At 69.0% G+C, this 17,018-nt stretch carries 23 protein-coding genes and 1 pseudogene; 12 read left to right on the top strand and 12 right to left on the bottom strand.

Features of this window, described 5'->3' with window-relative positions:
* Positions 1-13: 13 nt before the first annotated feature.
* Positions 14-904, bottom strand: coding sequence for a HipA domain-containing protein (locus tag Mth01_RS09990; RefSeq protein ID WP_204014908.1), 891 nt, complete (start codon positions 902-904; stop codon positions 14-16).
* Positions 905-981: 77 nt separating this feature from the next.
* Complete coding sequence (locus Mth01_RS09985; RefSeq protein ID WP_204014905.1) at positions 982-1,209, bottom strand: hypothetical protein; 228 nt, start codon at positions 1,207-1,209, stop codon at positions 982-984.
* Between the two features lie 307 nt (positions 1,210-1,516).
* Between Mth01_RS09985 and Mth01_RS09980 the strand changes: the two are divergent.
* Together Mth01_RS09980 and Mth01_RS09975 are read left to right on the top strand one after the other, a co-directional pair.
* Positions 1,517-1,749: pseudogene (locus Mth01_RS09980) on the top strand (3'-5' exonuclease); the annotation flags it as partial.
* Between the two features lie 89 nt (positions 1,750-1,838).
* A complete protein-coding gene (locus tag Mth01_RS09975) occupies positions 1,839-2,135 on the top strand; it encodes a Fe-S cluster assembly protein HesB (protein WP_204014899.1) in 297 nt (98 codons plus the stop codon).
* A 58-nt stretch (positions 2,136-2,193) separates the two neighbouring features.
* On the opposite strand, the gene Mth01_RS09970 is transcribed toward Mth01_RS09975, so the two are convergent.
* The 3 genes from Mth01_RS09970 to Mth01_RS09960 all read right to left on the bottom strand — a co-directional run bounded on the left by Mth01_RS09970 (position 2,194) and on the right by Mth01_RS09960 (position 3,090).
* Positions 2,194-2,415 carry a hypothetical protein gene (locus Mth01_RS09970; RefSeq protein WP_204014896.1) on the bottom strand — a complete coding sequence of 74 codons (222 nt, stop codon included), beginning with the start codon at positions 2,413-2,415 and terminating at the stop codon, positions 2,194-2,196.
* 97 nt (positions 2,416-2,512) lie between these two features.
* Entirely contained in the window at positions 2,513-2,671 is a 159-nt protein-coding gene (locus Mth01_RS09965; protein ID WP_204014893.1) for a hypothetical protein, read from the bottom strand.
* 80 nt (positions 2,672-2,751) lie between these two features.
* Positions 2,752-3,090 carry a hypothetical protein gene (locus Mth01_RS09960; RefSeq protein ID WP_204014890.1) on the bottom strand — a complete coding sequence of 113 codons (339 nt, stop codon included), beginning with the start codon at positions 3,088-3,090 and terminating at the stop codon, positions 2,752-2,754.
* Between the two features lie 104 nt (positions 3,091-3,194).
* On the opposite strand from Mth01_RS09960, the gene Mth01_RS09955 reads away from it, so the two are divergent.
* The 3 genes from Mth01_RS09955 to Mth01_RS09945 all read left to right on the top strand — a co-directional run bounded on the left by Mth01_RS09955 (position 3,195) and on the right by Mth01_RS09945 (position 5,245).
* Positions 3,195-4,019: an SDR family oxidoreductase gene (locus Mth01_RS09955; protein WP_204014887.1), complete on the top strand. Its 825-nt coding sequence runs from the start codon at positions 3,195-3,197 to the stop codon at positions 4,017-4,019.
* Between the two features lie 264 nt (positions 4,020-4,283).
* The gene (locus Mth01_RS09950) at positions 4,284-4,877 is read left to right on the top strand and encodes a hypothetical protein (RefSeq protein WP_204014885.1); all 594 of its coding nucleotides are present in this window, start codon (positions 4,284-4,286) and stop codon (positions 4,875-4,877) included.
* A complete protein-coding gene (locus Mth01_RS09945; RefSeq protein ID WP_204014883.1) occupies positions 4,874-5,245 on the top strand; it encodes a type II toxin-antitoxin system PemK/MazF family toxin in 372 nt (123 codons plus the stop codon). The genes Mth01_RS09950 and Mth01_RS09945 overlap by 4 nt, the downstream gene beginning before the upstream one ends.
* A gap of 187 nt (positions 5,246-5,432) precedes the next feature.
* On the opposite strand, the gene Mth01_RS09940 is transcribed toward Mth01_RS09945, so the two are convergent.
* Positions 5,433-6,023, bottom strand: a complete 591-nt coding sequence (locus tag Mth01_RS09940; RefSeq protein ID WP_204014881.1) for a Dps family protein — start codon at positions 6,021-6,023, stop codon at positions 5,433-5,435.
* A gap of 223 nt (positions 6,024-6,246) precedes the next feature.
* Between Mth01_RS09940 and modA the strand changes: the two genes are divergently transcribed.
* From modA to Mth01_RS09925, 3 genes are read left to right on the top strand one after another with little or no spacing between them, the layout of a single operon-like run.
* On the top strand, positions 6,247-7,005 hold the full coding sequence (modA, locus tag Mth01_RS09935) for a molybdate ABC transporter substrate-binding protein (protein WP_204014879.1): 759 nt from the start codon (positions 6,247-6,249) through the stop codon (positions 7,003-7,005).
* Between the two features lie 4 nt (positions 7,006-7,009).
* Positions 7,010-7,804, top strand: a complete 795-nt coding sequence (locus Mth01_RS09930; protein ID WP_204014877.1) for an ABC transporter permease — start codon at positions 7,010-7,012, stop codon at positions 7,802-7,804.
* Complete coding sequence (locus tag Mth01_RS09925) at positions 7,801-8,919, top strand: ABC transporter ATP-binding protein (protein WP_204014867.1); 1,119 nt, start codon at positions 7,801-7,803, stop codon at positions 8,917-8,919. The genes Mth01_RS09930 and Mth01_RS09925 overlap by 4 nt, the downstream gene beginning before the upstream one ends.
* Positions 8,920-8,968: 49 nt before the next feature.
* Here Mth01_RS09925 and Mth01_RS09920 read toward each other — a convergent pair whose 3' ends face one another.
* The 3 genes from Mth01_RS09920 to Mth01_RS09910 are packed head-to-tail and all read right to left on the bottom strand — an operon-like array spanning position 8,969 to position 10,293.
* Positions 8,969-9,340 carry a hypothetical protein gene (locus tag Mth01_RS09920; RefSeq protein WP_204014864.1) on the bottom strand — a complete coding sequence of 124 codons (372 nt, stop codon included), beginning with the start codon at positions 9,338-9,340 and terminating at the stop codon, positions 8,969-8,971.
* Positions 9,341-9,352: 12 nt separating this feature from the next.
* Complete coding sequence (locus Mth01_RS09915; RefSeq protein ID WP_204014860.1) at positions 9,353-9,721, bottom strand: roadblock/LC7 domain-containing protein; 369 nt, start codon at positions 9,719-9,721, stop codon at positions 9,353-9,355.
* A 41-nt stretch (positions 9,722-9,762) separates the two neighbouring features.
* Positions 9,763-10,293, bottom strand: coding sequence for a hypothetical protein (locus Mth01_RS09910; protein WP_204014842.1), 531 nt, complete (start codon positions 10,291-10,293; stop codon positions 9,763-9,765).
* A gap of 253 nt (positions 10,294-10,546) precedes the next feature.
* Between Mth01_RS09910 and Mth01_RS09905 the strand changes: the two genes are divergently transcribed.
* Positions 10,547-11,062, top strand: a complete 516-nt coding sequence (locus tag Mth01_RS09905; protein ID WP_204014839.1) for a DUF523 domain-containing protein — start codon at positions 10,547-10,549, stop codon at positions 11,060-11,062.
* Here the strand turns inward: Mth01_RS09905 and Mth01_RS09900 are convergent.
* Positions 11,034-12,260: a DUF4032 domain-containing protein gene (locus Mth01_RS09900; RefSeq protein ID WP_204014836.1), complete on the bottom strand. Its 1,227-nt coding sequence runs from the start codon at positions 12,258-12,260 to the stop codon at positions 11,034-11,036. The two genes, Mth01_RS09905 and Mth01_RS09900, sit on opposite strands and share 29 nt — an antisense overlap.
* A gap of 71 nt (positions 12,261-12,331) precedes the next feature.
* Between Mth01_RS09900 and Mth01_RS09895 the strand changes: the two genes are divergently transcribed.
* Positions 12,332-12,589 (top strand): 4a-hydroxytetrahydrobiopterin dehydratase, encoded by a 258-nt coding sequence (locus tag Mth01_RS09895; protein ID WP_204014833.1) that lies wholly within the window; start codon positions 12,332-12,334, stop codon positions 12,587-12,589.
* Between the two features lie 6 nt (positions 12,590-12,595).
* On the opposite strand, the gene Mth01_RS09890 is transcribed toward Mth01_RS09895, so the two are convergent.
* Positions 12,596-13,438, bottom strand: coding sequence for a spermidine synthase (locus Mth01_RS09890; protein WP_239089521.1), 843 nt, complete (start codon positions 13,436-13,438; stop codon positions 12,596-12,598).
* Positions 13,439-13,471: 33 nt separating this feature from the next.
* Between Mth01_RS09890 and Mth01_RS09885 the strand changes: the two genes are divergently transcribed.
* Together Mth01_RS09885 and lat are read left to right on the top strand one after the other, a co-directional pair.
* Entirely contained in the window at positions 13,472-15,142 is a 1,671-nt protein-coding gene (locus tag Mth01_RS09885) for a penicillin-binding transpeptidase domain-containing protein (protein WP_204014830.1), read from the top strand.
* Positions 15,143-15,321: 179 nt separating this feature from the next.
* Entirely contained in the window at positions 15,322-16,617 is a 1,296-nt protein-coding gene (lat, locus tag Mth01_RS09880; protein ID WP_204014827.1) for an L-lysine 6-transaminase, read from the top strand.
* 133 nt (positions 16,618-16,750) lie between these two features.
* On the opposite strand, the gene Mth01_RS09875 is transcribed toward lat, so the two are convergent.
* Positions 16,751-16,975 carry a helix-turn-helix domain-containing protein gene (locus Mth01_RS09875; protein ID WP_204014824.1) on the bottom strand — a complete coding sequence of 75 codons (225 nt, stop codon included), beginning with the start codon at positions 16,973-16,975 and terminating at the stop codon, positions 16,751-16,753.
* Positions 16,976-17,018: the final 43 nt, after the last annotated feature.

Here is a 17,018-nt window from a genome sequence, read left to right as displayed (position 1 = left end):
GGCCCGAGTCGAGCTAGGCATCTAGCAACCTCCTCCTGTTGGTGTCCACCAGTTCCACCGCGAACGTACGCGCCGCCTCCGACATTTCCGGGATGGACTCGGCCAGGGCGACCATCTGATCCTTGTTGTAGCTGCTCAGCTGGTCAAGCCAGTATTGGCGAGCGTCCGCGCGGAGGAGGCTCAACCCCTGTACGGCGAAGTCGACCAAGCTGAGTCGGCGGCAGCCCTCGAACCGGTGTGCGGTCCCCTTCTTCAGGAAGGCTTCCCACTCTCTCTGATGATTCATCCTACGGATGCGTTCCTGGTCAGTGAGGCTGAAGCCGAGGCTCGTCGCATGATCGAAGGACGGGGACAGCTGTTGATCTTTTTTGGTTGGCCCACGAAGCACTGCCCAGTTCGCCGGATGCCGGTCACGGTTGGCGATCAGCGCGTCGAGTACCAGGTAGCCGACGAAGACATCGAACGCGGTCATGTCCGAGGGGCCGGCGAATCCTCCTGGTTGGTCGTAATCATGGAGGACGATGCGGATGTTGGTCAGGGTGTGCCCTTGGTGCTTCTTATCCATCGGATCGTGCCGACCGAGCAGATGAGTAAGCAGCACCCAACCTGGCTGCAACTCCCAGTCACTCGGCGTGACATCGTAGGAGAGGCAACCACGCTGGCCGTTCCGAACAGCGAGGTCGATCCTGGCGGCGGGTGTGCCTATCTGGCCCGCCAACTCAGACGCGAGCTTCTCCGGCCAGTGGTCTGCCTGCTCCGCGTTGTCATGCCGCAGGTTGGGCTTGAACAAGGCGCGTCTGCCGGTCTTCGGCTCAGTCAGCCAGACCTTCTCCTCCGATCCTCCGGCCTCGAAAAGCTCCACAAGCCAGTCCGTGGCATCAACCACGGCAAAGCACTCCGCCACCCGAACACGGTATCCAATCGACTGTCAGTGGGTAATGAAGTTGCCACTCAAAGCGACCGAGCGAACGGGTACCCAGATCATCTCGTGGGATGGCGGGGGCCGTGGCCGGGGGGTGGGTCGAGCGGCGTCTGGTACGGCTTACGCCCCTCGACGGCATCCTGCATCGCGTCGTAGATCTCCAGGATCGCCTTCTTGGTCTCCGCGAACAGGCCGGGCGTCACGTTCTGGAAGGCCCGGAAGGTGTCCATGATGTAGTCGACATCATCGCGGGACACGCCATAGAGGTGGAAGTAGGCAGCGTCCAACTCGGCCCGTATAGGTATTCCAGCATTACGTAGTTGGTCAGCAGGATGTCCGGCTTCTGGGCGAGGATACGAGTGCGCCTCTCCTCGCTCTCCTGACCCGTGTACCGGGCGAAGCTGACCGGACGTGCGTCCCGGGGAAGTCCCCACTCGAGAAATCGCTCCAGCTCGTGAAGCTGGCTGTTGGCCAGCGCGTTCATCGGGTAGACCACGAACGCCTTGACCCGGCCGGGCTCGGGGCCGCGCAGGATGGAGTCGACGATCGGCACCATAGGCACTGGCGAAGAAGTACACCGACACGGCGATGGGAGTGGGCACCATGCACCGGATGAAGGGCATGGAGTTCCGTTGCGTCGCGTCATCGGGGTCGGCGAGCACGCGGTGCCCCCGGCCTCAGCGATCACACCGGCGGTCGTGGATCTGATCGCGCACCACCAGGACCTGCAGCGGGAGCGCTGCCTGCTGTTCGTCGCCGCCACCCGTGCCCGCGAAGAGCTCACGATCTCCTGGCACGGTGCTCCCAGCGTGTTTCTGCCCGCCTGACGCTGCCATCACAGCCCGGGCGTGCTTTTTGCCGACATGCGGGTAGGGGGTGGTTCTGCGGGGTGGTCCGAGTAGTCGAGGAGTTGGCCGTGCTGACGGTGACGGAGAACGCCGTGGAGGCGATTCGCGATCTGATGGTGGGGGAGTCCCTGCCCGAGTGGGCCGGGCTGCGTATCGCGGCGAAGCGGGACGAAACGAACGCGCTCGAATTCTCCCTGGTGAGCACGGCCTCGTCAGGAGACGAGGTCGTCGAGAAGGCGGATGTCCGGGTTTTCGTGGAACCGGAGGCGGTGGCGATCGTCGGGGACAAGGTCCTCGACGCGAAGCCTGACGCCGCAGGGCGGCGGACCTTCCGGCTGGTCGGGCAGCAAGGGCCGCGGGAATAATCCGCGTCACCGCGGGGGCGGCCCCTCAGGAGGCGTTCCTTCGGGGCCGCCTTTTCGGTCACCGCTGCCAGGCCGGCTCCGATTGCCGGTCGTAGTGCTCGAAGGCCGTGGCGAGCCCCTGGCACACCTCGGTCGCGGTCTCGAACAGCGCCTGCGCCTTCGGCTCGTCGATCTTCAGGACGTCCTCCCGGGCATGATCGGCCACCTCGGTCAGCATGTCGTGCAGCCGGGCCGTGCGGCGGCGCGGGTCGTTCTCCGGGTACGGCGCATGCTCGGTCATGGCGATCTCTCCCTGGACCTCTCCTCGGACGGACGATGCCGAAGGCGTCAGGCGGTGCTCAACTGTGTTCAGCCGCGGTTCGTCTGGCTGGTCCTGCTCATACGGCGGTTTCCGCCGCCGCCGTCTGGATGTTCTCGACAGCCTGCTCCGGGCTGATCTCCGCGGCCTCGGCCGCGAGTCGCAGATCCTGCCGGGTGATGTTGGCCGGGTTGCCGTGGTCGTTGTCGGGCTCACCGCAGCCGCAGCTCAGGCACATCCTCAATCGCTCCTTCCGGTCGACACGCATCCGATGTACCCGGCGTACGGCAGCGAAACGGCAACGCGAAAGGCAGGACCTCATTGGCCTCGCCGGGGTTCGCCGGGCCCGCCCGGTTCACGGCGTCCGGCGAGTCCACTGGTTTCGCCGGTTTCGTCGGATGGTGCGTCCTCGCTGCCAAGGGTCGTGTCGGCGAGCACCTGGCCCGTTGGCGGTTCGCCGACCGTTCCGCCGGGACCACCGCCGCCGGTGGTGCCGATCCCGCCGACCCGGCCGGCGATGTCGGCGTCCGCCTGCTCCTTCGAGCCCTTGCGGGTCGCCCGGATGCCGGGCGTGCGGTTCTTGAACCGGGGATCGTCCTGCGCGTTCGTCGCCAGTTCCTCGGCGAGTTCCTTCGGGCTCTTCTTCTCCTCACCCATGTCGCCGCCCCTACCCGGTGCCTGTCCCACCATGCCCGGGTCCGCCGCAGGATGGAATCCCCTCGCCGGGGAATGTGTGACGGCGGTGGAAGGGGGAGCGTCGCATGAGCAGCACCTCCGCGCCGGTGGCGCGTTTCGACTACGACAGAGTGGCGATCGTGACCGGCGCAGACTCGGGGATCGGCAAGGCGACCGCGGTGGCCCTCGCCGCCCAGGGGTTCGGCGTCGGCATCACCTATCACTGTGACGAGGACGGTGCGCGGGACACCGCCGCACAGGTGAGCGCCGCCGGGCGGCGCGCCGCCGTACGACGACACGACCTGACCGATCCGGTGACCGCCGCGGGAGTGATAGACGAACTCGCCGAGGAACTGGGCGGACTCGGGGTGCTGGTGAACAACGCGGGCACCGGTACGGCGGAGCCGCTGCTGGAGATCGACTACGACCGGTGGCGTTCCGTGCTCGCCGTCGACCTGGACGGCCCGTTCCTGTGTTCGCAACGGGCGGCCCGGAGGATGATCGAGCGCGGGGCGGGGGGACGGATCGTCAACGTGACCAGCGTCCACGAGGAGTATCCCCGGCTCGGGGCCGGGCCGTACTGCGCGGCAAAGGGCGGCCTGCGGCTGCTGAGCCGTACGTTCGCACTCGAACTGGCCAGGCACGGCATCACGGTCAACACGGTGGCGCCGGGGGAGATCGCCACCCCGATGACCGGCCAGGAGGACCGGCCGCCCAAGCCGGACAGCCGCCCGGGATATCCGCTGGGGCGCCCGGGCGACGCCCGCGAGGTGGCGGCGGTCATCGTCTTCCTCGCCGGTCCCGCCTCCTCCTACATCACCGGCGCGACGCTCCTGGTGGACGGCGGGCTCGTGATGATGGGTCCGCAGGCCGCCGGCGACATCGAACAGGACATCTGGTCCGCGGGCTGACACCTGCGGACGGAGACCGCAGCGTTCAACGCCACTTCAGCGTCGAGACTCCTCAGAGTTCCGCGATCCGGGGAAGCCGGAAGCCGACCACATGGTGACTCATCGATGTCATGATGTAGCTCTCCGTATCCGCTCTCTGGAGAGGGAACGGCGTGGGAATGTCAGGCGGCCATCGGGGGTACCGTGCCGATAGAGGAGATCAGGGGAGGAACGGTGGTCGCCATGGTCGAATCACCCACCCTCCTGGTCAGTGCGGTCCTGGCCGTGCTCAAGACGGCGCAGGAGATGGGCTTCGAGATTACGAAGGTGAAGCTCACCGAACTTCTCTACCTCGCAGATCTGAAGGCGGTCGAGGAAGGCCTCTCCCAGCTCAGCGGAGCGACTTGGCGGTGGGATCACCATGGGCCCTATGATCACGCGATCAGGCGCGCCGAGGAGTTCGTGGTGGAGAGCGAACTCGTGGAGCGCGATGACAGCACGGCCGTCGAACTCGGCTCCGGCGTGCTGCGAATGAACGTCGACATCGACGATCCGCTGGACGTGATCGGCATGATGCTCATCCGCGATGTCGTACGCATGCACGGTGCGAAGAGCGCGACGGCGCTCAAGGAATTGTCGTACGCGACTGCCCCCGTGATCGAAGCGCAGGTGGGGGGGGAACGCGGGGTTCTCCTCGACCTCAACCGGGCGCGACGCCGGAAACAAACCGCGGCGCTGATCCGGCGGGTCAAATCCAGACGGGCACGACGGCCGACGGAAGCCGGTGACCCGGGGGCAGGAGAAGCTCTGAAATCGGAGTTCTTGGAAGGTCGGGAGGCCCTGCAGCGGGCCAACTCGAGAGCACTCGGTGAGCAGTGAGGGGATCCATCCGCAAGGGCGGCGTGTACTACGTCTCTGACCGGTCGCTCACCTTGCCTCCCAACGACAAACGCAACTACCATCCGAAGCGGCCTGTGATCGTGTTAAGCAACGATGCCAATAACGAGCAGGCCGACTGGCCGTTTGTATACGTTGTGCCGACTTCCACGGCGACCACGCTGAGGACAGAGTACTGCGTCAAGATCGCTCAAGGTTTTGGCAATCTGCCCAGCAAGTGCTGGGCCCGTACGATCTGCGCGCAGCCTTTTCTCAAAGAGGAACTGGGAGACTACCTGGGGCAGCTCCCGCCCCAGGTTATGGGATTAATCGAGGAGAATCTGCTCGGCTACATCGGGCTTGTGGACTAGCGGTCGGGATGCGACGGCTTGGCAGTCCTTGAGCATGAGCGGTGATGGGGGGAGGCCGATCCCACTGCCGGCGTCTGCCTCGGCATCGTTGTGGCAGGCGCGAACGGCGATCCGGTCATCGAGGATGCGCTACGGCCCGTGAAGACCGGCCCCATGATGTCAGCTGTGCTGATCCGCTCCGTGCCGCTCAGGCGTGCACGAGCGGGGTCTCGACGAGGTGCTCGGCGAGGAACCACGCCTGGAGCTCCCCGGTGCGGATGACGTCGGAGACGAGCAGGTCGTTGGTCCCGTCATCGCCCTTCTCCGCGGTTCTGGCGGCGGCGTCGTGCGCGGCGACCAGGATCGTCTCGTGGGCCTCGAGGAGCCGGGAGATCATGGCGGGCACCTCCTCCACGCCGTCCGGCGGCCGGGGGATCACGGTCATCTCCGCCACCTGCCGCGGATCGCCGACGGCCACGCCGCCGAGGGTCTGGATCCGTTCCGCGATCTCGTCGATGATCTTGAGTTGTTCGCCCGCGTGCTTGTCGAGCAGCAGGTGGAGCTGGTAGAAGGTCGGGCCGCGCATGAGCCAGTGGTGCTTCTTGTAGAGGCTGTAGAGGATCTGGCTGTCGGCGAGGATCTGGTTGAGCCGCTGGCAGGAGTAGTCTCTCGTCTCCCGGCTCAGGCCGACCGGAAAGTCGCGTACCGTCCCGAATCCCTGGATCTCGACCCCCTGCTGGTGCAGCCACGGCTGGCTGTCGCCGCGCTGCTGGGTATGGGCGGAAGGTTTGGCGGCCAAGGCGTCTCTCCTCAGTTCGGGGGTGGGCGATGCACTTAGTGCCCTCCCCACATGTATGCAGGACCCCTGCTAAGTGCCCTGTTGTAGGCGTTTATCACGCAATGGGGGATTGAACTCCGGTCAAGTCGGGGAGGTCACCGGCCGTCCTGGCGTAGGCCCCACGCGGAGGCGGCCCGTACTGCGGTTAGATTTGCTGCATGCGGCAGGACCCGAGCGAGCGACGATGGTGAGGCCGAGGATCGGCAGGCGGTCGCTGTCGGCGCCGGCGATCCTGGTGATCTTGTCGATGCTGTGCGTGACGGGCTGCGGCGGAGGTCAGAAGGACGACACGTTGACGGTCTTCGCCGCCGCGTCCCTGTCGGAGTCGTTCTCCGCCATCGGCAAGCTCTTCGAGCAGGGCCACCCCGCCATGAAGATCAGGTTCAGCTTCGGCGGCAGCGCGACCCTGGCCCGCCAGATCAAGCAGGGCGCGCCGGCCGACGTGTTCGCCGCGGCCAACATGGAGACGATGCGCCAGTCGGAGGCTCCCACCTTCCGGATCTTCGCCCGCAACCGGCTGGAGATCGCGGTGCCGAAGGGCAACCCCGCCCACGTGGCCGGGGTGAGCGACCTGGCCAGGCCCGGGGTGAAGGTCGCGCTGTGCGCCCCGCAGGTGCCCTGCGGCGCCGCCGCCGCGACGGCGCTGGCCGCCGCCGGTGTGACGGTCGAACCCGTCACCCAGGAGCAGGACGTCAAAGCGGCGCTGACCAAGGTACGGCTCGGCGAGGTGGACGCCGGGCTGGTCTACCGTACGGACGTGAGATCGGCCGGCGGCGAGGTCGAGGGCATCGAGTTCGCCGAGGCGGACAAGGCGATCAACGATTATCCGATCGCGGTCGTGCCGGGGACCCGCCGGCAGGTGGCCGCGAAGGAATTCATCGACATCGTCCTGTCCGACCAGGGCCGCCGGGTGCTGTCGGACGCCGGCTTCACACTCGTCTGACAAAATGATCAAATCGGATCGGCGTCTCGGGCAGGGCCTGCCGTGGGGGCTGGCCGTGCCCGCGGCGGCCGGGATGCTGTTCCTCGTCCTCCCGCTCGCCGGGCTGCTCGCCCGGGCCCCCTGGCCGGCGCTGCCCGCCCGGCTGGCCGAACCGCGGGTGCTGGAGGCGCTGCGGCTGTCGCTGGTGACGGCGACGGCGGCGACGGCCCTGTGTCTCGTGCTCGGCGTGCCGCTGGCCTGGCTGCTCGCGCGGGCGGAGTTCCCCGGCCGCGGGCTGGTGCGGGCCCTGGTGACGGTGCCGCTGGTCCTGCCTCCCGTGGTCGGCGGCGTCGCGCTGCTGCTGGTGTTCGGCCGGGGCGGCCTGATCGGGCGATGGTTCGGCGACGTGCTGTCGCTGCCGTTCACCACGGCGGGAGTCGTCGTGGCCGAGGCGTTCGTGGCCATGCCGTTCCTCGTGATCAGCGTGGAGGGCACGCTCAGAGCCGCGGATCTGCGCTACGAGGAGGCGGCCGCCACGCTCGGGGCTTCCCGGTGGACGGTGTTCCGGCGGGTCACGCTCCCGCTGGTCGGGCCGGGGATCGTCGCGGGAGCCGTACTGTGCTGGGCGCGGGCACTCGGCGAGTTCGGGGCGACGATCACGTTCGCCGGGAACTTCCCCGGCACCACCCAGACCATGCCGCTCGCCGTCTATCTGGCGCTGGAGACCGATCCCGAGGCGGCGATCGTGTTGAGCCTGGTCCTGCTGGCCGTCTGCGTGGCCGTACTCGCGACCCTGCGCGACCGCTGGATCAAGGCATGACCGGGCAGGGCATGCTGAACGCCCGGCTGATGGTGGAGCGGGAGCGGTTTCTCCTCGACGCCCACCTGACGGCCGCGGCGGGTGAGGTCATCGCGCTGCTCGGCCCCAACGGCGCCGGCAAGACCACCGCGCTGCGCGCGCTCGCCGGTCTCGTACGGCTCACGCGCGGCGAGATCATTCTGGCCGGGCAGCCGGTGCACGAACTGCCGCCGGATCGGCGATCAATCGGGATGGTGTTCCAGGACTACCTGCTCTTTCCACACATGTCGGCCCTCGACAACGTGGCATTCGGCCCCCGCTGCCGGGGGATCACCAAGGCCGCGGCCCGGGCCCTGGCCCGCGAGTGGCTCGGACGGGTCGGGCTCGGCGATCATGTCGACGCCCGCCCCCGGGCGCTGTCCGGCGGACAGGCGCAGCGGGTCGCGCTCGCGCGGGCCCTGGCCGTACGGCCCAGGCTGCTGCTCCTGGACGAGCCGCTCGCCGCCCTCGACGCGCACACCCGGCTGGAGATCCGCGCGGAGTTGCGCCGCCACCTGGCGGAGTTCGACGGTGCGGCAGTGCTCGTCACCCACGACCCGCTCGACGCCATGGTGCTGGCCGACCGGCTCGTGGTCGTGGAGAACGGCTCGGTCGTACAGCAGGGGTCGCCCGCCGAGGTCGCCCGACATCCCCGTACGGACTATGTCGCCCGGCTGGTGGGGCTCAATCTCTACCGCGGAGTGGCGGACGGGCACCGGGTCACGATCGGCGCTCCCGGCCCCGCCCCGGAGCCCGGCCCCGCCCCGGAGCCCGGCCCCGCCCCGGAGCCCGGTCCCGCCCCGGAGCCGCTGGTGCTGAGCGCGGCCGAGATGCTGTCCGGACCGGTGTTCGTGGCGTTCCCGCCCTCGGCCGTGGCGCTCTTCCGCAGCAGGCCGGACGGCACCCCTCGGAACCTGTGGTCGGCCACCATCTCGGGAGTCGAACGGCACGGCGACCAGTTCCGGGTCGGGCTCGACGGCCCGGTCAGCGTCTCGGCGGACGTGACCGCGGCCGCCGTCGCCGATCTCGACCTGCTGCCCGGTCAGCGGATCTGGGTCGCCGTCAAGGCGACGGAGACCCACGCCTACCCGGCTTGAGACGACCCGCGCCTACCCGGCTTGACGCCGATCCCGGAGAGAGCCAGGGTCAGACCTCCAGCTGCTCCTCGATCGCGCGGAGCTGGTGGCGGGCCATGGCCAGGTTGGAGCGGCCGCGGTCGAGGGCCAGGTAGAGGAAGAGCCCCTTGCCGCTCCGTCCGGTGATCGGGCGGATGAGGTGGTACTGGCCGCTCAGCGTGATGAGGATGTCCTCGATCGCCTCGTTGAGTTTCAACGCCTCCATCGCGCGCAGCTTTGCCTTCACCACCTCGGTGTTGGCCGCGGCCGCGATCTGGAGGTCGAGGTGTTTGCCGCCGCCGAGCGTGCCCAGTGCCATGCCACTGCCGTAGTCGACCACGGCGGCGCCGATCGCACCGTCGATGCCGAGCATGTCCTTGAGTGAGATGTCGATGTTCGCCATGTTCTTCTTCTCCTATTCGGGTTCGATGATGGCGGCGAGTTTGGCCGCCGTCTTCCGGCCCTCGATCCGGAGCAGGCCGAGGTTGGCCCCCGGCCCAGCGAGAACGGTGAGGACGAGCTTGCGGCCCGCGGCGTAGCAGGCCGTGTGGCCTCGGCTGCCGGAGATCAGGGTCTCCTCGAACTCGCCGACCCCGGCGAGCTCGGTCATCCGGCGGCTCAGTGAGAGCAGCGCGGAGGTGAGTGCCGCCGTCTGTTCGGTCTCGGCGGCCAGATCCGTCGTCACGAGCATGCCGTCCACCGTGCAGGCGAGCACGCCGGTGATCTCGGGCGTACGGTTCCTGAGCAGGACGAGCTCTTCGTGTACGTCGCGGCGCAGATCCATCGGGACAGCCTTTCCGGGTCGCTTCAACCAGGTGCGCACGATCACGGCAGCGCCTCCAGCGCGGCGCGCAGCCTGAGGAGCAGTTCCACGTCGGCGGGGACCGCTCCGGCGATCCCAGATGGCGGCGGCCGCGGGACGCGCCGCGGGAGCACCAGGGCGGTCTCGGCCTCATGCGGCCGGCCGATGTCCACCTCGTGGGCGAGCGTTCTCAGCCGCAGCCGGGCCAGGGCGAGGTTGGCCCGCTCCATGTCGAGGCGCAGACAGAGCAGCAGCGGCCCGTCCACCGCCATCTCCAGGGGCCGGATGAGGTGGTAGCTCGTCTCGGTCGTGATGATGGCGTCCTCGATCCGGTCGCGCCCGCCCGCGGACGCCAGCGCGATGCCGTCGAGCATCGCCCGGAACGCCTCCGTCATCCCGGCCGCCGCCCGTGCCGGGTCCGGCGTCCCTTCCGCAGCCCCCTCCGCCGCCCCCTCCATCGCCACGGCCGTGCCGCTGGCATGGTTCACGAGAACCGCGTGCAGGGCACCCGGGATGGACATGGCCTCCGACAGGCAGTCCTCGATCCGGATCACCGGCAACTCCTCGCAAATGCGCCGATTCAGCCCAGCCCACATTAGAGGAGTATCCGGAGGTGACCCGATGATCGAGAATGCGATGAGATAGACCCTTTATTCACGAAGGATGAGGATTGTTATCCCGGGAATGGAAATTCATATTTCCTGAATTATCTTCATATTTTGCTGAGGCCGGGATCGCACGGGCCGGCACCAGGGCCGGACGTGGGCGGCAGCCGTACAGAAGCGGCAGCCGTACAGAATGGGAGACATGGAGCGGATTCTGGTCAGCGCGTGCCTGCTCGGCAGCCGGGTGCGGTACGACGGAGGGGCCAAGACCAGCGACGACGAACTGCTCGCCAGGTGGCGGGAGGAGGGGCGGCTCGTCCCGTTCTGCCCCGAGGTCCAGGGCGGGCTGCCGGTTCCCCGGCCTCCCGCCGAGATCGAGGGCGGCGCCGGCGGCGCGGCGGTGCTGGAGGGCGCCGCCCGCATCCGCACACCCGCCGGTGACGATGTGACCGACGCCTTCCTGCTGGGCGCGCGGCGGGCCCTGGCCGCCGCGACGTCGGCCGGGGCCAGGCTGGCGATCCTCAAGGAGGGCAGCCCGTCGTGCGGATCCCTGCGGATCTACGACGGCACCTTCGGCGGCCGGACGACGCCCGGCCAGGGGGTGACCACCGCGCTCCTGGAGCGCGGCGGCATCCGGGTCTTCGGTGAGGACCGCATCCCGGACGCCGCCGCCTACCTGGCCCATCTCCTCACGGCGAGAGGGGGTCGGAGGTGGTGATGACGGCCTTCTCATCGGGTTTGAACACCAGGACGTTGTCCACGTAGGACCGTACGGCCGCGGCCAGGCCGACGTCGTGGCCCGCCGCCTCGGACATGAACCAGCGGTGGTCGAGAACCTCATGGAAGAGCTGGGCCGGCTCCAGCTTGCGTCGCAGGTCGGCGGGGGTCGCGTGCATCACCGGCTGGAACACCTCGGCGAGCCACCGGTGGGCCACGATCGCCTCGTCCTCGTGGCGCAGGCCGTTCGACACCCGGAACGCGTCGAGGTCGTTGAGCAGCCGCCGGGCCTGGTTCTCCTCCACGTCGAGCCCGGTCAGCCGCAGCAGGCGTCGCTGGTGGTGCCCCGCGTCCACCACCTTCGGACGCACGATCAGACGTGAGGTGCCCGCCTTGCGGCGCACCATCATCTCGGCGACGTCGAAGCCGAGCGAGTTCAGCCGGCGGATGCGCTGGTCCACCCGGTGCCAGTCGACCTCGTCGATGATCTCGTCCTGGGTCAGCTCGGTCCACAGCCGTTCGTACCGCTCGACGAGCTGATCGGCGAACGTGAGCGGGTCGACGGTCGGGTGGAGCAGCCCGCCCGCCTCCAGGTCCAGCATCTCGCCGTAGATGTTGACGTGCGCCACTTCGATGTCGTGCGCCCGCAGGCCCTCGCTGATGGCCGGGTGGAGCTCGCCGGTCTCGGCGTCCACCAGGTACGCGGCGAAGGCCCCGGCGTCCCGCCGGAACAGGGTGTTGGACAGCGAGCAGTCGCCCCAGTAGAAGCCGGTCAGGTGGAGCCGTACGAGCAGGACCGCCAGCGCGTCCAGCAGGCGGGTCAGCGTGTCGGGCCGGACCGTCCCCGACAGCACGGCCCGGTAGGGGAGGGAGAACTGCAGGTGTCTGGTGATCAACGCGGAGTCCAGCTCCGAGCCGTCGGCCGCGGTCCGCCCGGTCACCACCGCCACCGGTTCGACCGACGGCGCGTCGTGGCGGACCAGGTCCCACAGCAGGCGGTACTCCCGCCTGGCGTACCGTTCGCTGATCTCCTTGATCGCATAGACGCGCCCGCCCAGCCTGGCGAAGCGCACGACGTGCCGGGAGATGCCGCGGGGCAGGGCCACCAGGTGATGCTCGGGCCACTGCTCCAGCGGGAGATCCCACGGGAGGCGGATCAGATCGGGATCGCCGGGTGCGCCGATCATCTGCAGGGGCATCGACCGCTCCGTTTTCTGTTGGGGGATTGATGGGTTGGCAGGTTTTCCTGGTCCATGGTGTCGTGGGAGTCATGAACGATGTTTCCGACTGGCGGCGGGACGGCGACACCATCCGCAGGACCGTGGTCGCCCCCGACTTCCGTACGGCGATCGCGATCGTGAACGACATCGCCGAGCAGGCCGAGGCGATGAACCACCATCCCGACATCGACATCCGCTGGCGCACGCTGCACCTGGCGCTGACCACTCACGACGAGGGGGGCCTCACCGATCTCGACTTCACGCTCGCCGCACGCATCGACGCCATCGTCGCCGCCCATCAGGCCTGATCAGGTCTAATCGAACAGGTCGGGCGGCGGCACGGGGGTGAGCACGGCATCACCGTCACGGATGGGGCGCGCGCCCGCGACCAGCCGGGTCAGGTCCTCACCGGACACGCACCTGGCCTGTACGGCGCCGCCGGCGGCCTTCCTCGTGAGCGGCCCGACGGGCAGCTCGACGGGCGAGGCCGCCACGATCAGGTTGCCGAAGCGCCGGCCCCGGAAGACGCCCGGCTCGGCCAGCAGCGCGACGTGCGGGAAGGCCTCGGTGACGGTGGCCACGACCCGCTTGGCGAAGGCCAGGCCCTTCCCGTCGGCCACGTTGATCAGCAAAGTGCCGTCCGGTCGCAGGATCCGGGCGACCTCCGCCATGTACTGCGTGGTGGCGAGCTCAACGGGCATCGTCGCGCCGGAGAAGGCGTCCAGCACGAAGAGGTCGGCGAACCGGTCCGGAAGCCCGGCGGCGGCGGCGCGGCCGTCCAGGATGCGCACCTTCAGCCTGGGCACCGACTTGAGCCGGAGCTGGTCGCGGACGAGCTGCACCAGCCCGGCGTCCGGCTCCACCACGAGGTGCCGCGACCCCGGACGGCGCGCCGAGATGTAGCGGGGGATCGTGCAGGCGCCCCCGCCGACGTGGACGGCGTCGAGGGGGCCCTCGGGCAGGCAGTCGATCACGTAGGCCAGCAGTTGGACATAGGAAAAGTCGATGTAGGTCGGATCGCTCAGATCCACGTACGACTGCGGGACGCCGTCCATGGTGAGCATCCATCCATCCGGCCGATCGAGGTCACGCAGGAGCTCGACCTCCCCGAAGGTCACCGGATAGCGGCCCGGAAGGGGTTCTTTCTCCCTTGCCACCCCATATCTCCTCTCACGTGATATGAGAACCGTATGCGGAACCGGGCCCTGCTCGCCCTGATCACGGTCGCGGCCACCATTTTCGTCTCCGGCGTGGTCGGTCTCATCGTGTCAGGCAGGCAGAATTCCACGGCCGCCCAGTCCCCGGCGGGGTCCCCGGCCCCGACCGCAGACCCGGCGACCGCCACCTCGGCGTCCCCGCCGACGCTGGAGCTGCGGACCGAGCCCGACGGCTCAGCCCAGGAGGTCGCCGACGGCTACCTCAGGGCATGGTCGCGGGGCGACTTCGAGGCGATGCGAGAGATGGTGGACGACCCGCCCGACGACTTCGTCGCCAGGCACCGGGACTTCGAGGACGCGCTGCTGTCGGCGTCCATACGGCTCATGCCTGAAGCGCCCGTCACGACCGGCGACGACACCGCCGAGGTCCCCTTCAGCCAGGAGCGCGCGGAGCCGGGCTACGGCACCTGGCGGGTCCGGTCCACGCTGCGCCTCGCCGTACGGGACCTCAGCTGGAAGGTCATCTGGACGCCCGCCGTCCTGCACCCCGATCTCGCCGAGGGCGGGCAGATCGCACGGGCCACGGGTCCGGCGCCGACGCAGGGACCGGTGACCCGCGAGGGACGCCCCTTCCCGCGGGACAGCTGGGCCGACGAATACGTGTCCCGACTGTCGGCCGCCATGTCCGGGGGCGTCGCCGTGCCGACGGAGGGGACGGACGCGGCCTGGGCGATCCGCCTGGAGAACCCGGGCGAGCCGGCCAGGACTCTGATCGAGCACAGGCCCCGGCCGCCGAAGCAGATCAGGACGACGATCGAGTGGGCCGTGCAGGCGGCGGCGGCGCGGGCGCTCGATGAGGTCGGGCATCCGGCCGCCCTGGTCGCGGTGCGGCCGTCCACGGGGGAGATCCTCGCGGTCGCCGACCGCCTGGGCGGCCCCACGCCGCGAGGGGCGTTCGAGCGCAAGTACGCCCCGGGGTCGACGTTCAAGACGATCACCGCCGCCGCGCTGCTGAACGCGGGAGTCACCCCTGACACGCCGGTGGAGTGCCCGGCCGCCTACCAGATCCCCGGATATCGTTCGTTCCCCAATTACAAGAACGAGGACCACGGCACGGTGACGCTGCGGCAGGCGTACGCGCTGTCGTGCAACACCTCGTTCGTGCGTCTGACGATCGAGCGGCTGAACGCCGACGCGCTGGTCGAGCAGGCCCGGCGGTTCGGGTTCGGCGTGCCGATCGACACCGGCGCGGGCGGCACCTGTGGCGGCATCGACCATCCCGAGAATCCCGACGCGCTCGCCGCGGACTCCTTCGGCCAGGGCAAGGTCGAGGCGACCCCGCTCTGCATGGCGCTCGTGGCGGCCGCCGTACGCAGCGGAGAGTGGCATCCGCCGCGGCTGCTCCTCGACACCGCCGAGATGGCGGCCGTCCAGCCGGAGACCGTGACCCTCCGGCAGGACGTGGCCGACGGGCTGCGCGCGATGATGAGCGCGGTGGTGACCGTGGGAACCGCGAGCGGCAGAGGACTGCCCGAGGGGACCGCCGGCAAGACCGGTACGGCCGAGGACTGGCAGGGCGGCCAGGACCACGGCTGGTTCATCGGATATCGCGGCGACCTCGCCTTCGCCGTCTTCATCCAGAACGGCGGCACCGGCGCCGGCGCCGCCGTCCCCATCGCCGCCCGCTTCCTCCGGGCGCTGTAGCCGCCCTTCATCCCCCCGGGGCTTTGCCCGGCCATGCCGTACGGCATGGCCGCGTCGTCAGCTCCTTCCCCTGAGGTATGGAAAATGTTCGCCAGAAGTCACATCTGGCTAGAAAGTCTTCACTATTAACCCCGTATGTGAGGGAATAGTGTTGTCAGCGGCGTAACGGTGGAGGTGACATGGATCCCAGTGCTGTGCATGGCGCACTCTCGCGGCATCTGCTCGTCGACGGCTACCGGCTGGTGCTCGATCTGGACAGGAGTGCGGGTTCCTGGCTGGTCGACGCCCGGGACGGCCGACGATATCTGGACTTCTATACGTTCTTCGCGTCGGCACCCCTCGGTATGAACCCCTTCGCCGACGACCCGGAGTTCCTGGAGTCGCTCGGCCGCGTGGCCGCGAACAAGCCGGCCAACTCCGACCTCTACACCGTCCACCTGGCCGAGTTCGTGGAGACGTTCCAGCGGGTGCTCGGCGATCCCGAGCTGCCGCATCTGTTCCTCGTCGAGGGCGGCGCGCTGGCCGTCGAGAACGCACTCAAGTGCGCCTTCGACTGGAAGAGCCGCTGGAACGAGGCCCACGGCCGCCACCCGGGGCTCGGCACCAGGGTGTTGCACCTGACCCGGGCCTTCCACGGCCGCAGCGGCTACACGCTCTCGCTGACCAACACCGACCCCGTGAAGACCGAGCGGTTCCCCAAGTTCGGCTGGCCCCGGATCGACGTCCCCGCGATCCATTTCGGGGACGTCGAGCGGGCGGAGGAACGCGCGCTGGCCCAGGCACGTGAGGCGTTCGCCCGATTCCGCCACGACATCGCCTGCTTCATCGCCGAACCCATCCAGGGCGAGGGCGGCGACAACCACATGCGCGCCGAGTTCCTCCAGGCCATGCAGGCGCTCTGCCACGAGAACGACGCCCTGTTCATCCTCGACGAGGTGCAGACCGGCGTCGGCCTGACCGGCACGCCCTGGGCGTACCAGCAACTCGGCCTCGCCCCAGACATCGTCGCCTTCGCCAAGAAGGTGCAGGTCGGCGGCATCATGGCAGGACGCAGGGTCGATCTCGTGCCCGACAACGTCTTCGCGGTCAGCGGCCGGATCAACTCCACCTGGGGCGGCGGGCTGGTCGACATGGTGCGCTCCCGCCGGATGCTCGAGATCATCGAGCGCGATGGGCTGATCCCGGGGGCGGCGATCCTCGGGGAGAAACTGCTCGGCGCGCTCCAGGGCCTGGAGGCCGACGGCCTCATCGTCAACGCGCGCGGACGTGGGTTGATGTGCGCCTTCGACGTCCCCGATTCCGCCGTCCTGGATCAAGCGACGCTGGTCGCCCGGCTCCGTGAGGAGGAGGGCATCCTCGTCCTGCCCTGCGGCGCTCGATCCGTACGGCTGCGCCCCGCGCTGTCCGTCCAGCCCGACGAACTGGAGCACGGCCTGGCCGCTCTGCGCCGGGCGCTGAGCCGTACCGGCCGCTGAGCAGTACGGCCGTACACCGTACGGCCGTACACCATCGAGGACACCATCGAGCGGATGCCGGGGCTCGGCTGTGCCTACCCGAGCGCCCGGCACCGGAGCGTCCCGGCACCGGAGCGTCCCGGCATCTGGGGCGTCAGGCGTCGTCGCTTCGCGTCGTCCCCAGCCAGCGGCCGATCGCGGTGTCGCGCGACTCGACGCCGAGCTTGGCGTAGATGCGGTTGACGTGATTCTTCACGGTCTTCTCGCTGAGGAACAGACGCTGGGCGATCTCGCCGTTGGAGTGACCGGTTGCGATCAACTCCATGACTTCGGCTTCCCGCTTGCTGAGTCCCATTCGGGTAGGGTCGTCGACTCTCATCAGGCCTCCGTCGAGAGGTCAAAGATCGCCTGCCCCCCGCGCG

This window comes from Sphaerimonospora thailandensis, from assembly GCF_016863115.1.
Lineage (GTDB): Bacteria > Actinomycetota > Actinomycetes > Streptosporangiales > Streptosporangiaceae > Sphaerimonospora > Sphaerimonospora cavernae.
This window is presented reverse-complemented; position numbering and strand designations above follow the sequence as displayed.

Excerpts from the sequence above, each read along its gene's own strand:
- Mth01_RS09970 (WP_204014896.1), bottom strand. The coding sequence starts at position 2,415 with ATGACCGAGCATGCGCCGTACCCGGAGAACGACCCGCGCCGCCGCACG.
- Mth01_RS09965 (WP_204014893.1), bottom strand. The coding sequence starts at position 2,671 with ATGTGCCTGAGCTGCGGCTGCGGTGAGCCCGACAACGACCACGGCAAC.
- Mth01_RS09960 (WP_204014890.1), bottom strand. The coding sequence starts at position 3,090 with ATGGGTGAGGAGAAGAAGAGCCCGAAGGAACTCGCCGAGGAACTGGCG.
- Mth01_RS09955 (WP_204014887.1), top strand. The coding sequence starts at position 3,195 with ATGAGCAGCACCTCCGCGCCGGTGGCGCGTTTCGACTACGACAGAGTG.
- modA (WP_204014879.1), top strand. The coding sequence starts at position 6,247 with ATGGTGAGGCCGAGGATCGGCAGGCGGTCGCTGTCGGCGCCGGCGATC.
- Mth01_RS09930 (WP_204014877.1), top strand. The coding sequence starts at position 7,010 with ATGATCAAATCGGATCGGCGTCTCGGGCAGGGCCTGCCGTGGGGGCTG.
- Mth01_RS09925 (WP_204014867.1), top strand. The coding sequence starts at position 7,801 with ATGACCGGGCAGGGCATGCTGAACGCCCGGCTGATGGTGGAGCGGGAG.
- Mth01_RS09920 (WP_204014864.1), bottom strand. The coding sequence starts at position 9,340 with ATGGCGAACATCGACATCTCACTCAAGGACATGCTCGGCATCGACGGT.
- Mth01_RS09915 (WP_204014860.1), bottom strand. The coding sequence starts at position 9,721 with ATGGATCTGCGCCGCGACGTACACGAAGAGCTCGTCCTGCTCAGGAAC.
- Mth01_RS09905 (WP_204014839.1), top strand. The coding sequence starts at position 10,547 with ATGGAGCGGATTCTGGTCAGCGCGTGCCTGCTCGGCAGCCGGGTGCGG.
- Mth01_RS09900 (WP_204014836.1), bottom strand. The coding sequence starts at position 12,260 with ATGCCCCTGCAGATGATCGGCGCACCCGGCGATCCCGATCTGATCCGC.
- Mth01_RS09895 (WP_204014833.1), top strand. The coding sequence starts at position 12,332 with ATGAACGATGTTTCCGACTGGCGGCGGGACGGCGACACCATCCGCAGG.
- Mth01_RS09885 (WP_204014830.1), top strand. The coding sequence starts at position 13,472 with ATGCGGAACCGGGCCCTGCTCGCCCTGATCACGGTCGCGGCCACCATT.
- lat (WP_204014827.1), top strand. The coding sequence starts at position 15,322 with ATGGATCCCAGTGCTGTGCATGGCGCACTCTCGCGGCATCTGCTCGTC.
- Mth01_RS09875 (WP_204014824.1), bottom strand. The coding sequence starts at position 16,975 with ATGAGAGTCGACGACCCTACCCGAATGGGACTCAGCAAGCGGGAAGCC.